Source organism: Streptomyces sp. CA-142005 (assembly GCF_050942335.1).
Lineage (GTDB): Bacteria > Actinomycetota > Actinomycetes > Streptomycetales > Streptomycetaceae > Streptomyces.
Genome location: NZ_CP192078.1, coordinates 8,990,386 through 9,002,723, shown reverse-complemented (window position 1 = coordinate 9,002,723; position 12,338 = coordinate 8,990,386). Strand labels below are relative to the sequence as shown.

Genomic DNA, 12,338 nt, shown 5'->3' with positions numbered 1-12,338 from the left:
CGACGTCCCCGATGCTCCCGCCGGCCCCGGGCGGCGGTCGATTACCTGCCAGGTCATGGCCGGGTGTGCGCGCGCCCGGGCCCGGGTACCCGGCCGGTCCCCCGGAGCCTGGGCCGAGAGGAGCCGAAGGTGAGCAGCGCAGCGGGCATCAGGGTCGTCGTCACCGGCGCCACCGGCAATGTCGGCACGAGTGTGGTGCGGTTGCTCTCGGAGGACCCGGAGATCAAGTCGGTGCGCGGACTGGCCCGGCGCACGCCGCAGTGGTCGCCGCCGAAGACCGAGTGGTCCGCGGTCGACATCGGCTCCGAACAGGCGAACCTCGCCGAGCGCTTCGAGGGCGCGGACGCGGTTGTCCATCTGGCCTGGGCGTTCCAGCCGACGCACGACCCGGCGGTCACCTGGCGGACCAACGTGCTCGGCGGCATCCGGGTGTTCGAGGCGGTCGCCGCGGCGCGGGTGCCGGTGCTGGTGCACGCCTCGTCCGTAGGCGCGTACTCGCCCGGCCCGAAGGACCGCGCGGTGGACGAGTCCTGGCCGACACACGGCTGGCCGGACGCCGCCTACTGCCGCGAGAAGGCCTATCTGGAGCGCACGCTGGACGTGTTCGAACGGGACCATCCCGAGGTGCGGGTGGTGCGCATGCGCCCGGCGTTCCTGTTCAAGCGGGAGTCGGCGAGCGAACAGCGGCGGATCTTCGGCGGGCGCTTCCTGCCCGGTCCGCTGGCCCGGCCGGAGCTGCTGCCGTTCCTGCCGGACATCCCCGGCCTCAGGGTGCAGGCGCTGCACACGGACGACGCCGCCGAGGCCTACCGGCTCGCCGTGCACCCGGACGGCGCCCGGGGCCCCTTCAATCTCGCCGCGGACCCGCCGCTCGACGCCGCCGTGCTCGGCGAACTGCTGGGCAGCCGCCCGGTACGGCTGCCGCGTACGGCGGCCCGGTCGGCGATCGCCGCGGCCTGGGGGCTGCATCTACTGCCGGCCTCACCCCACCTGTTCGACGCCGTGCTGCGGCTGCCGCTGATGGACTGCGGCCGGGCGCGCACCGAGCTGGGCTGGCAGCCGCGGCGCACGGCGACCGAGGTGCTGCGGGAGTTCCTCGACGGCCTGCACAAGGGCGCGGGGATGGACACCGAGCCGATGCGCGGGCGCAAGGTGGGCTGACCTGCCGCAGCGCCCGGGCCGAGGGGAGAACGCCATGGCCGCACAACGAGAGCCGGAGCCGGACCGCGACGACGGACCGGTCCCGAGGGACATGCCCGACCAGCAGGCGGGCGCCGGCGAGGACCCGTGGGAGGTTCCACCGGAACAGCCGCGCGAGGCCGAGACGACCCCGGCGGAGGACGCACCCGACGCGGACGAGCCACCGGCCTGAGCGGCGGGCAGCGCCGCGCCGGAGAAAGGCGGCCAGTCGTCTGCGGCGCCGTTGTGGCCGGCCGCTCCCCGAGTTCCCGGAAGGGGTGGTTCAGCGGAGTTCCCGGAAGGGGTGGTTCAGCGCGGGGCCCGCTGCCGCAGCGCGGTACGCCACGCCGGCAGGCGGTCCTCGGTGACCGGTTCCGGGCGGCGGCCGCCGCTGGTGAAGAAGTCGGCCAGCGGCAGGATCGCCGCGCCGACGGTGACCGCGTCCGGGCCCAGCCGGCCGAGGTCGATGGTGGCCTTGTCGGCCGGATGGCGCAGCGCGTACGTCGTCGCATGCCGCCGTACGGCCGGCAGGAACCGGGCGCCCAGCTGGAGTCCGGCCCAGCCGCCGATGAGGATCCGCTCGGGCTGGAAGAGGTTGATCAGGTCGGACAGGCCGGCCCCGAGGTACTCGGCGGTCTCCTCCAGGACGGCCAGCGCGACCGCGTCGGGCTCGGCGCCGTCGGCCGGATACGCGGCGGCGAGCATGGCGGTGAGCGCGGTCTCCTCGTCGGTGCCCTCGGGCGGCCGTCCGCCCTCCTCCCGCCAGCGGGCCAGCAGCGACTCGGCGCCCGCGTACGCCTCCAGGCAGCCGGGCGCACCACAGCGGCAGCGGCGTCCGCGCACCCGCACGGTCAGGTGCCCCCACTCCACCGCCCGCCCGTGCTCCACCTCGGGTGTGACCACGCAGGCGCCGACGCCGGAGCCGAAGAGCACGACCACGGCGTTGCGGGCGCCGCGTCCCGCGCCGAACCACATCTCGGCCTGGCCCAGCGTCTTGGCGCCGTTGTCTATGAAGTACGGGATCTCGTCCGGGAGCCGGGAGGCCGAGCGGAGCAGCCGCTCCAGCGGGACCGCGTCCCAGCCGATGGTCTGCCCGTGGACGACGGCGCCCTGCTCCGGGGTGTGCTCGACGATGCCGGGGACGCCGACTCCGACGCCGAGCAGGCGCTCGCGCACGGCCTGTTCGGCGCCCAGGACCTCGGCGATGCCGTCGCGGATGTGGCCGGCGATCACCTCGGCGTCGTAGCCCTGCGGGGCCAGCCGGCGTTCGGTGCGGGCCAGTTCGGTGAGAGCCAGGTCGAACAGCTCGACGCGGACGCGGGTTTCGCCGACGTCGACGCCGATCATCTGTCCGCTGTCCGGGGCGACGCGCAAGAGGGTGCGGGGCCGGCCGCCGTCGGAGTCGACGCTGCCGGCCTCCTCGACCAGACCGTCCGCGATCAGGTCGGCGACCACGTTGCTGACCGAGCCGGAGCTCAGGCCGGTGGCCGGGCCCAGTTCGAAGCGGCTGAGGGGGCCGTCGAAGTACAGCTTCTGCAGCACCGCCGTACGGTTGCCCCGCCTGAGGTCGCGCACCGTGCGCCCGTTACGCCCCGCCATGCCGCTCCCTTCACGAACCCTGCCCGACCTGCAACATACCCCTTCGACCGGGCGGAACGCGAGATTCTCCCAACCCTTAGTTCATTATCTGAGCTAAGTGGCTCGCGCAGTTCGTCCCGTCGGAACGCGGTCCCGCCCCGCGCCCGGGTTCAGCCCGCCGCACACACGTCCTCCACGTAACGCCCTTCAGCCACCAGCGTGTCCGCCCACCCCTCACCCTCGCACCGGAGTCCAGCGGTTCCCAGACCTCGTCGGCCATTGCGGCGATGCGGTGCTGGACCGCCGGGGGGCGCCGCAGGCGAAGTACAAGAGCGCGGGCGGGAGTTCGGCGCCTGCGGCACGGGCTGCGACGCGGTCGGCGCCAGACCCTGGAACGGGGCGGGTGCGGGGCTGGCGGCGACGATCACGACTGGTGCCGCGGCCGGAGTCGGTCGCCACCACGTCGTGCCGTGAGGCCTTCTACGCCACACCGGAAGAGGCCTCAGCCGATGACCCCGAGCCGGAAGAGGTCGCCGTGTCCCGGTCGGTGCCGCAGGGCGTGGCCGCAGGCCGGTACGCCGTGCCGGCGCCCACGGGGGCGCCGAAGCGGGCCAGGGTGTGCCAGACCATCTTCAGGTCCTGCAGGTCGTAGCGGCCGGTGCGGGCCGCGTCCCCGAGGATGCGCGGGGTCAGCAGGCCGCGCTCGGCGAGCAGGGTGCCGAGGTCGGCGTACTCCGGACCCCGGTAGTCGGCGTGGCGGCGCAGTGCGGTGACGGTGAGCCGGTAGCCGGGGTGCCGCTCCAGGGGGAAGGGCAGGCGCCGGGCCGCCGTCTCGACCGGGGTGCCGCAGTAGCTCGCGTCGAGCACGATCGCCTCCACGTCGCGGGCGAGCCGCACCCCGGCGTGCACGTGGCTCTCGATGTAGTCGTTGAGGGGATCCCGCTCGCCCGCGTCCGCGAGCGCGATCAGCGGCATCGCCGTGGCCACGCCGAAGTCGGTGGGCTCGGCCGCGCTGTCCGGGTAGCAGAAGGTGGCCCGGCGCAGCTCCGCTCCGCGGAGCCTGAGGTGCGAAGAGCCGAAGCGCGGGCGGCGCCGACGATCTGGTGGCGGAAGTTCAGGGCACCATACAGCGGACGCTCGACCGGCGCCGCGTCGTCGTACGCGCCGCCGAAGATCCGGCTCTCCCAGCGTGTCCGGTCGCCTCCCGGGTGCGCGGTGACGCCGCCGTTGCTGGTGCCGGTGACGAACTGCGCGTGGTACGCGCCGTCCCGGGCCAGTGCCTCGAGGATCGGCATTCCGGCGGAGACACGGCCAGGATGGAAGTTGAGCCGGAAATCCATTGGCCCACCCTCCTCCTGGCTACCTAGGCTAGGCGTGGACCTAGACCTATTAGGTTCCTGCCCCACCAGGTACACGGCGACGAATCCGGAAGGACTCTCCCCATGAGATCGCTCACCGAGCAGGAGATCCGCAACTCCTTTGTCAACTGCTCCAAGGGGGAGGCCAGGCGGCTGACCGTGCCACGGGATCTCGGCGAACGTCCGTGGGAAGACCTGGACTTCCTCGGCTGGGGGGATCCGGGAGCGCCCGACCGCAGCTATCTGGTCACCGAGCGGGACGACCGGCTCGTCGGCGTCGCCCTGCGCTTCCAGGCCTCGCGGCGCGGGTTTCTGCACCGCAGCATGTGCTCGGTGTGCCTGACCACCCATCCCGGCGGCGGGGTGACGCTGATGGCCGCGCGCAAGGCGGGGGCGGCGGGCCGCGAGGGCAACTCGGTCGGCCTGTACATGTGCACCGACCTGGCGTGCTCGCTGTATGTGCGGGGCAAGAAGGTGCCGGAGTCCGGCGCCCGGTTCGAGGAGAGCCTGACGATGGAGGAACAGATCGCCCGCACGACGGGCAATCTGTTCGCCTTCCTCGACAAGCTGTACGCCTGACGGACCGGTTCACCCCACGCTCAGCACGATCTTGCCCCGGTTGCCCCGGCTCTCCAGCCGCTCGTGCGCGGCCCGCGCCTGCTCGAGCGGCAAGACCGTCTCCACCGGCACCCGGTAGTCGCCCGCGGCCACGCGCTCGGCGAGTTCGCGCAGGTCGGGCCGGGGGTCGTAGCCGTGGATCTGCAAGTTGGTGAGCTGGAAGCCGAGGATCGCGATGTTCTTCGGATAGAAGTCGCGGGTGTCGAGGGTGCTCGGCTCCAGGGCCACGTTCGCGAGGGAGACCACCCTGCCGTCGTGCGCGGTCTCGCGCAGGCTCCGTCCGAGGGCTCGGCCGCCCACGGTGTCGAGGACGATGTCGGCGCCGCGCCCGCCGGTCAGCCGCAGCACCTCCTCGACCTCCCCCTCGTCGGTGTGGCGCGAGGTGTCGACGAGGTCGGAGGCCCCGAACTCCCCGGCCCAGGCGGCCTTCTCCGCCGACCCGGCGAGGGCGATGACCCGGGCGCCGGCCCGGGCGGCGATCTGGACGGCGGCGGTGCCGACTCCGCTGGCCGCGGCCTTGACGACGACCGTCTCCCCCTCGGCGACCCGGGCCAGGCTGCGCAGGCAGTACCAGGCCGAGAGCCAGGCGACGGGCAGGGTCGCCGCCTCGGTCAGGCCGACCCCGTCGGGCAGCCCGATCACGTGCCGGGCGTCCAGCGCGGCGAACTCGGCGTAGAAGCCGGGCGACTCGCCGCCGCCGAGCGCCATGACCCGCTGCCCGACCCGCAGTCCGCTGGCCCCCTCTCCCACCGCCGCGACGGTGCCGGCCGCCTCCGCGCCGGGGATCAGCGGGGGCCTTCCCGCCCGGTGGTAGACGCCGGCACGCAGCAGCGCGTCCGCCCTGTTCACGCCCGCCGCCGCGATCCGCACCAGGACCTGCCCGGGGCCGGGCACCGGATCCGGCACCTCCACCGGCACCAGTACCTCGGGCCCGCCGAACTCCTCGATCCGCACCGCACGCATGACACACCCACCCTGTTCGCAGCCCCGGTGCCCCCTACTGACACCGGTTGAAGTGGTGTCACTCTGCGACACTGGTTCAACCGGTGTCAAGACACTGCATGAAGCGGTGTCACGCGGTAGGCTGTCCCCATGACCACGCCGACGGACCCCGCGCTCGCCTTCCCCTTCCTCGGTGGCCGTCCCTGCCTGGACTTCGTCGCCACGCTCGGCAAGCGGCACGCCACCCCCGTGGAGCGCCTCCCCGACCCCGCCGCCCTGGCCCGCTGGATCGGCGAGGCGGGCCTGGCGGTCGAGGACGGCCCGGTCCCGGTCGCCGTACGCGATCTGACCGAGGCCCGCGCCCTGCGCGAGGCGGTGTACCGCGTGCTGCGGGCGGCGATGGCCGGGCGGGATCCGGACGAGGGCGACGTGGCGCTGGTCAACGAGGTCGCCGCCCGTCCCGACCTCGCGCCCCAGCTCGGCCCCCGGCACTGGACGGCCCGCCATCCGGCCCGTGCCGCCCTGTCGACCGTGGCCCGGGACGCGGTGCTGCTGGTCGGCGGTCCGCTGCTGGAGCGCGTCAAGGAGTGCGGCAACCCGGACTGCTCCCTGCTGTTCCTCGACGACTCCCAGGCCCGGCGGCGCCGCTGGTGCTCCATGGAGCGCTGCGGCAATCTCGCCAAGGTCGCCGGCTACCGGTCGCGCAACCGGGCGGCCGCCACCGGGTGAAGGTGGATGAGCACGTCGTGGCCGCGGACGAGCGCGAATGTCGTACGGCCCGGCGCGGACAGGCGGTGCCGACGCTGCGGGTCGGCCGAGCCCGCTCCGCCGGTCGCGCGCGGGTGAGCGGAGAGCGCGCAGATCTCGTAGGTGCGGGCCCCATAAGCTCCACCGAGCCCCGCGGTCAGGCCGTCGGCAGTGCCCACTCCGGGTCGCGGCCGAGGAAGGCGAGGAGGGACGCCGCCTCGTCCTGGGGGCCGTCGCAGGCGAGGGCGGGAGCGAACACGCGTACTCGCGCAGCCGTGGCGCCAGCTGGTCGGTGACCGGCCGCAGGTCCGCCGCCGGCGCCGGTGCGAGTGGCCGGATCTGAACGGTGGCGACGGCGATGTCCCAGGCGTGCATGGCGGCGTCCGGCGCGCCCGCACCGGCGGCCGGCGGCAGGGGCAGCGGGCCCAGCGGCGTCGGTACGGAACCGGCGTCGGCGGGCGGCCCCCGCGTAGGCGTCGGCCACGGCGTCCAGGACCTTGTCCGGTTCGGCCACCGGATCGCCGTGCAGGGCGTCGGCCGGCCGGAACGGGTCCTCGCCCGGCCGTCCGGCACGGAGCGCGAGGCCCAGTCTTCCTCCCGCACCACGGCGACCACCGCCCTCGGAGGATCACCGCATGAACCCTTGCGGACAGTTTCCGTCCGCGAGGGCGGGACGTTCGACCCGCCCCAGGAACGGGAACAGGCCAAGGGATGCACGACGTACGGAAGGGGCCCACGGGACTGCGGCGTCTGCTGGAGCGGCGCCGGCAGCCGGTGGTCGTCCAGACGCTGCGGTCGGCGACGGCTGCGACGATCGCCTACGTCATCGCCCTCCGCCTCAGCCCCGAGCCGGCCCCGCTGACCGCGCCGCTGACCGCGCTGCTGGTCGTCCAGGTGACCTTCTACGCCACCCTCACCAACGGCATCCGCCGGGTGAACTCGGTGGTCGCCGGGGTGCTGGTCGCGATCGCCTTCAGTGTGCTGGTGGGACTGACCTGGTGGAGCCTCGCCCTGCTGATCGTGGCCTCACTGGCCGTCGGGCACCTGGTGCGGGTCGACGAGTACGTGGCCGAGGTGGCGATCAGCGCCATGCTGGTCCTCGGGGTGACCACCGTCGGGTTCACCGCCTGGGCGCGCATCGTGGAGACGCTGATCGGCGCGGTCGTCGGCACGGCCTGCAACCTGCTGCTCCCGCCCCCGGTGTGGGTGGACGAGGCGGGCCGTTCGATCGAGGACCAGGCACGCCGGGTGCGGCAGTTGATGCTGCGGATGGGTGAGGAGGCCGCCGGCCGGATCCCCTGGGAGCGTGCGGCCGAGCGGCTGCACGAGGCGCGGCGGCTGGACCAGCACATCAGCCGCGTGGACGCGTCCCTGCGGCAGGCCGAGGACAGCCTGCGGCTCAACCCGCGGGTCAGGGAGGGGCTGCTGCACCGGGTGGTGCTGCGCACCGGTCTGGACACGCTGGAGATCTGCACGGTGGTGCTGCGGGTGCTGGCCCGTACCTTCACGGACCTGGCGAAGGCCCGCGGGGCCGAGGAGCTGTTCCCGCCCCGGGTCGGGGCGACCGTGGAACAGCTGCTGTCGGAGATCGCCGACGCGGTGGTCAGTTTCTCGGTCCTGGTCACCACGCATCTGAGCGAGAACGCCGAGTCGGCGGAGGCCCGACTGTCCGCCGAGCTGCACACGGCGGCCGGCACCCGGGACCGGCTGGCCGAGCTGCTCCAGGAGGAGATCGGCAAGGACTGGGCGAACTGGCAGCTGTTCGGGGCCGTGCTGACCGAGACGACCCGGATCATCGACGAGCTGAACACCGAGCACCGCACCCGGCGCCTGTTCGAGGAGCTGGACCGGGTCTCCCAGCGGCAGCGGGCGAAGCTGCCCCGGATGACCCGGGTGCGCGAACGGCTCGGGGTGCAGGAGGAGCTGTGGCGGAACCGTGCGGGGTTCGGTGAGCGTTTTTGGTGAGGAGGGCGCCGGGCGAGCTCGGCGCGCAGGGGCCGGGGCGGCCGGCACGGAGTGTGAAGGGTGCCGGGCGACCGGCACGGATGCGAGGGGTGCCGGGCGGCCGACACCGATGCGAGGGGGCGAGCGGATGGCCGGTTCCGTGGTGCGGATCGACGGGAACACACTGCGGCTGCCGGGCGGGGTGGCGGTGCGGTTCATCCGCACGCTGCGGCTGCCGGAGACGGGCACGCATCCGCTGCCGCCCGGTCTGGGCGAGTTCCCGATCCGGCGGGTCTCGGACTATCCGGACACGGTGCCGGCCGACTGGCGGGCGCGCGGTGGCGTGATGCTGCCGGTGTATCTGCGCGAGGCGATGTGGCTGAGCTTTTCCGGCACCACGGAGCCGGCGGCGCTCCAGGTCGGGGTCGGCAAGGTGTGCGCGGTGTCCGGCCGGCCCTGGAGCGACCGGCTCGCCCGGGATCCGCAGAACTACCTGGCGCTCCCCCGCCAGCCCTGGCTGGACGGCATCAACTCCGGCAAGGGGACGGTCCGCCAGTTCGTCGCCGTGCCGCTGGGTCTGGGTGCGACGGTGGAGGGGCAGGTCACCGGCGAGGAGGTGTGGGGCGGGGTCCAGCTGCAGTCGTTCCCGCTGCGGGAGCCGCTCCTGACCGAGTGGCGGCGCCGTGAGCGGGAGCGGGAGGAGGCGCGGCGCAGGGCCCTGGCGGCCGGGCCGACGGGCGGGTACGGCGCGGCGATGCCGATGATGGCGTCCGCGCCCGGTGCGATGCCGCCTCCCGCGGCCCCGGGTGGGGCGCCGCGGGGCGCCGCCATGGGTCTCGGCGTCGGCGGCTCGATGCGCCAGGAGGTGTACCGGGACGACCGTCCGCTGACGGACTGGTCCGAGGAGCCCGCCGGGCGGGTGTTCGTGCATCTGGTCACGCCGCCGGAGTGGCGGCGCATCACCGGCGAGGCGCCCCCGCCGTCGCCGGTGGACCGCGCGGCGTACACCCGGGCGGGGCTGCCCTGGTACGACTACTACGACGCCGATGCCGACGACCTTGCCCCGACGGACACCCTGGGCGCGGTCAAGCCGGTCGGCGAGTGGCTCGGGGACGACCTGGACCCGTGGCAGGCGCCGTCCGCCGGCCAGGTGACCCCGCTGAAGGACGCGCCGGGCAAGCCGGTCGAGGACGGCGAGTGGTAGGCGGCGTTGCATTGAGTGCAACACCCATTGCCGTACTTGCCCCTTGCGGCCGGCAGAGGACAAGGTGGCTGTCACGAGCGGGGCGAGCGACGACCTGAGGTGCTGCATGGACACGGACGACGGGCCGGTGAACGGACGCTGGAGCCGGCGCCGGTTCGTCGGAGCCGTGGCGGGTACTGCGGCCGTGGTGGCGGTACCGTCACCGGCGGCTCCGCCGGCCCGTACCACGGCCGCGGCGGACCAGCCCAGGTCCGCCGCACCACCCCGCGGGCCCTCCGGTCCGCGACCGCTGTACGTGGGCACCTACACCTCGGTCGACGGCGGCGGCACCGGCATCGGACTGGCCTCCTACGACCCGGCGACCGGCCGGATCACCGGCTCCGGCGCGCTCACCGGCGTCCCCGACCCGTCGTACCTCGCCGTGCACCCGGACGGCCGCACGCTGTACGCGGTGGACGAGCGCCAGTACGGCGCCGTGACGGCCGTACGCCTCGCCGACCGGCGGGTCCTCGGCACCCGTGGCACGGGCGGCGCGGGCCCGTGTCACCTGTCGGTGCATCCCTCCGGTCGCTGGCTGCTGAGCGCCAACTACGGTTCGGGCAGTGTCGCCGTGCATCCCCTCGACGCCTCGGGCGCCCCCGGCGAGCGCACCGACGTCGTCACGCACACCTCCCCGCCTCCCGGTCCCGGTCAACAGGGGCCGCACGCCCACCAGTCCCTCACCAGCCCGGACGGCGGCCATGTCCTCGCGGTCGACCTCGGCACCGACACCGTCTACAGCTACCGCCTGGACCAGGTGAAGGGCACGCTGACGGAGGTGGCGCGGGCGCACACCCGGCCGGGGGCGGGACCGCGTCATCTGACCTTCCATCCGGGCGGCCGGTACGCCTATCTGGCCAACGAGGTGGACGACACGGTCACCGTCTGCGGCTATGACCCGGCCTCCGGCCGGCTGACGATCGGGGAGCCGCAGTCCACGGGTTCGGACGGCGGCACCAACTACCCGGCGCAGTTCGTCGTGACGGCGCACGGCGGGTACGCGTTCCTGGCCAACCGGGGCCACAACAGCCTCGCGCGGTACGCGATCGAGGCCGACGGCGCCCGGCTGCGGCTGCTGGGCACGGTGCCGGTGGGCGGGGACTTCCCGCGGCAGATCGCTCTCTCGCCGGACGGCGGGCTGCTGTTCGCGGCGAACCAGCGCTCGGGGACGGTCACCGTCTTCCACGTCGACGCGGGCAACGGTGCACTCCGGTCGGCCGGCGAGCCGTTCGCGTCACCCGTCGCCGTCTGCGCGCTGCCGCTGTAGCGCGCGCGGGCAGCCGGCGGAAGCGGCCTGGGCCAGCAGGGCGTGCATGCGCTCGGTGAGCTGGGCGACGTCGTCGGCGGGCGTGTGGAAGGGCAGGCGTACGTCGCCGTGGGCGCGGGTGCGTTCGATACGCAGGGTCAGTCCGTGCCGGTCGACGGCGAGGGGCAGCACACGGGTCGCGGCGTGCAGGCTCTCCGGCCGTACCAGGCGGGTCAGCCGCTCGACGGCGTCCGGGTGCGCGTCGGCGAGGTGGGTCAGGAGCCGGGCCTCGGCCTCGGCAAGCGGGTCGGGCCGGGCGGCGGCGTACTCGCCGAGGTCGACCACCACGGCCCCGGAGGACCTGCGCAGCACCACCCGGGTGGGCCGGAACAGCAGGGCTCCGCGGTCCGGGGTGAACCAGCCGGCGAGGTAGAGCCGGGCCCGGATCCGGTCGCGCATCGGTACGGGGGCCACGTCGGCGAACTCCAGCACCGCGGAGGGTTCCTGGCGTGGGGCGCAGATGGCCGCGGCCGACAGGGCGCTGTCGTCGGGCACCGCCAGGCGTACGGCGCCGTCGTCGGTCATGGTGTGCGCGCCGACGTACTCCTCGCGGGCGCCGTCCGCGGTCACCGCGCACGACCAGGCGGCGGCCGGCACCGACCGCGCCCGTTCCGCCGCGCCGGGTGCGGCCGTCCAGTCCTGCGTGTCACCCATCCGAGACCTCCTTAGGTAAGCCTTGCCTAACCTATCGAAGATCGGAGTGCACGCCAACCACACCGCACCGGCGGAAAGAATCAAGCGGGGGGCGGGCAGCGGCAGGCGGCGGTCAGGCGATGACACCCAACAGCGCCCGCGCACACAGGTCGCGCACCTGCCCGCGCGTCAGCTCGCCGTCGCGCAGCCACTCCAGGCACACGGCGGTGGTGAAGGCGAGCCAGCCCCGCACGGCCAGGCGGACGTGCGGGGCGCTCTCGAAGACGGGCCCGAACTCGGGGTCGACGGCGAGCGCGGCGAGGATCTGCTGCTCCTGGGCGGCCAGGGCCCGCCGGTAGACCCGGCGTACGGCCTGGTCGCCGGCCGCGTCGGCGCGGTGGAAGGCGCGGAAGCCGTGGGCGTGGGCCTGGACGTAACCGAGGTAGGTGTCGAGCCCGGCGGTGAGCTGCTCGCGCACCGGCACACCGGGCACGGCCGCCGTCATGCGCAGCATCCGCTCGCTCTCGCGCTCGACGACCGCCGCGAAGAAGTCCCGCTTGGTCGGGAAGTAGTGGTAGAGCAGCCCGCGGGAGACCCCCGCGATCTCGGCCACCTGCTCGATCCACACGTCGTCGTAGGGGCTCTCCGAGAACAGCCTCGCGCCGACCGACAGCAGCTGCTCACGGCGTTCCCCGGTGCTGAGTCTGCGCCGGGCGCGCTCCCCCTGGTTCGCGGCCATGGCGTCACTCTACTTGACGCGGGTTCAACAAGCGGACCAGACTGAAACCGG

Annotated in this window: 11 protein-coding genes and 1 pseudogene; 7 read left to right on the top strand and 5 right to left on the bottom strand. The window is 74.1% G+C overall.

What is annotated here, in order from left to right:
- The first annotated feature begins 129 nt into the window (after positions 1 to 129).
- Together ACQPXS_RS41505 and ACQPXS_RS41500 are read left to right on the top strand one after the other, a co-directional pair.
- Positions 130 to 1,161, top strand: coding sequence for an SDR family oxidoreductase (locus ACQPXS_RS41505; RefSeq protein WP_390680061.1), 1,032 nt, complete (start codon positions 130 to 132; stop codon positions 1,159 to 1,161).
- A gap of 34 nt (positions 1,162 to 1,195) precedes the next feature.
- Positions 1,196 to 1,372, top strand: a complete 177-nt coding sequence (locus ACQPXS_RS41500) for a hypothetical protein (RefSeq protein ID WP_433454679.1) — start codon at positions 1,196 to 1,198, stop codon at positions 1,370 to 1,372.
- 116 nt (positions 1,373 to 1,488) lie between these two features.
- Here ACQPXS_RS41500 and ACQPXS_RS41495 read toward each other — a convergent pair whose 3' ends face one another.
- Positions 1,489 to 2,778, bottom strand: coding sequence for an ROK family protein (locus tag ACQPXS_RS41495; RefSeq protein ID WP_433454678.1), 1,290 nt, complete (start codon positions 2,776 to 2,778; stop codon positions 1,489 to 1,491).
- A gap of 459 nt (positions 2,779 to 3,237) precedes the next feature.
- Positions 3,238 to 4,097 (bottom strand): annotated as a pseudogene (locus ACQPXS_RS41490) (DUF3626 domain-containing protein).
- Between the two features lie 102 nt (positions 4,098 to 4,199).
- Between ACQPXS_RS41490 and ACQPXS_RS41485 the strand changes: the two are divergent.
- The gene (locus ACQPXS_RS41485) at positions 4,200 to 4,694 is read left to right on the top strand and encodes an FBP domain-containing protein (protein WP_433454677.1); all 495 of its coding nucleotides are present in this window, start codon (positions 4,200 to 4,202) and stop codon (positions 4,692 to 4,694) included.
- A 9-nt stretch (positions 4,695 to 4,703) separates the two neighbouring features.
- On the opposite strand, the gene ACQPXS_RS41480 is transcribed toward ACQPXS_RS41485, so the two are convergent.
- Positions 4,704 to 5,696, bottom strand: a complete 993-nt coding sequence (locus ACQPXS_RS41480; protein WP_433454676.1) for a quinone oxidoreductase family protein — start codon at positions 5,694 to 5,696, stop codon at positions 4,704 to 4,706.
- A gap of 129 nt (positions 5,697 to 5,825) precedes the next feature.
- Between ACQPXS_RS41480 and ACQPXS_RS41475 the strand changes: the two genes are divergently transcribed.
- The 4 genes from ACQPXS_RS41475 (at position 5,826) to ACQPXS_RS41460 (ending at position 10,876) form a co-directional block, all read left to right on the top strand.
- Positions 5,826 to 6,404, top strand: a complete 579-nt coding sequence (locus ACQPXS_RS41475; RefSeq protein ID WP_433454675.1) for a CGNR zinc finger domain-containing protein — start codon at positions 5,826 to 5,828, stop codon at positions 6,402 to 6,404.
- A 729-nt stretch (positions 6,405 to 7,133) separates the two neighbouring features.
- Positions 7,134 to 8,387, top strand: a complete 1,254-nt coding sequence (locus ACQPXS_RS41470) for an FUSC family protein (RefSeq protein WP_433454674.1) — start codon at positions 7,134 to 7,136, stop codon at positions 8,385 to 8,387.
- Between the two features lie 127 nt (positions 8,388 to 8,514).
- Entirely contained in the window at positions 8,515 to 9,570 is a 1,056-nt protein-coding gene (locus tag ACQPXS_RS41465) for a hypothetical protein (protein ID WP_433454673.1), read from the top strand.
- A 106-nt stretch (positions 9,571 to 9,676) separates the two neighbouring features.
- On the top strand, positions 9,677 to 10,876 hold the full coding sequence (locus tag ACQPXS_RS41460; RefSeq protein WP_433454672.1) for a lactonase family protein: 1,200 nt from the start codon (positions 9,677 to 9,679) through the stop codon (positions 10,874 to 10,876).
- Here the strand turns inward: ACQPXS_RS41460 and ACQPXS_RS41455 are convergent.
- Entirely contained in the window at positions 10,844 to 11,569 is a 726-nt protein-coding gene (locus ACQPXS_RS41455) for a DUF2470 domain-containing protein (protein ID WP_433454671.1), read from the bottom strand. The genes ACQPXS_RS41460 and ACQPXS_RS41455 overlap by 33 nt on opposite strands.
- A 112-nt stretch (positions 11,570 to 11,681) precedes the next feature.
- Positions 11,682 to 12,287: a TetR/AcrR family transcriptional regulator gene (locus ACQPXS_RS41450; RefSeq protein WP_433454670.1), complete on the bottom strand. Its 606-nt coding sequence runs from the start codon at positions 12,285 to 12,287 to the stop codon at positions 11,682 to 11,684.
- Between the last annotated feature and the right edge of the window lie 51 nt (positions 12,288 to 12,338).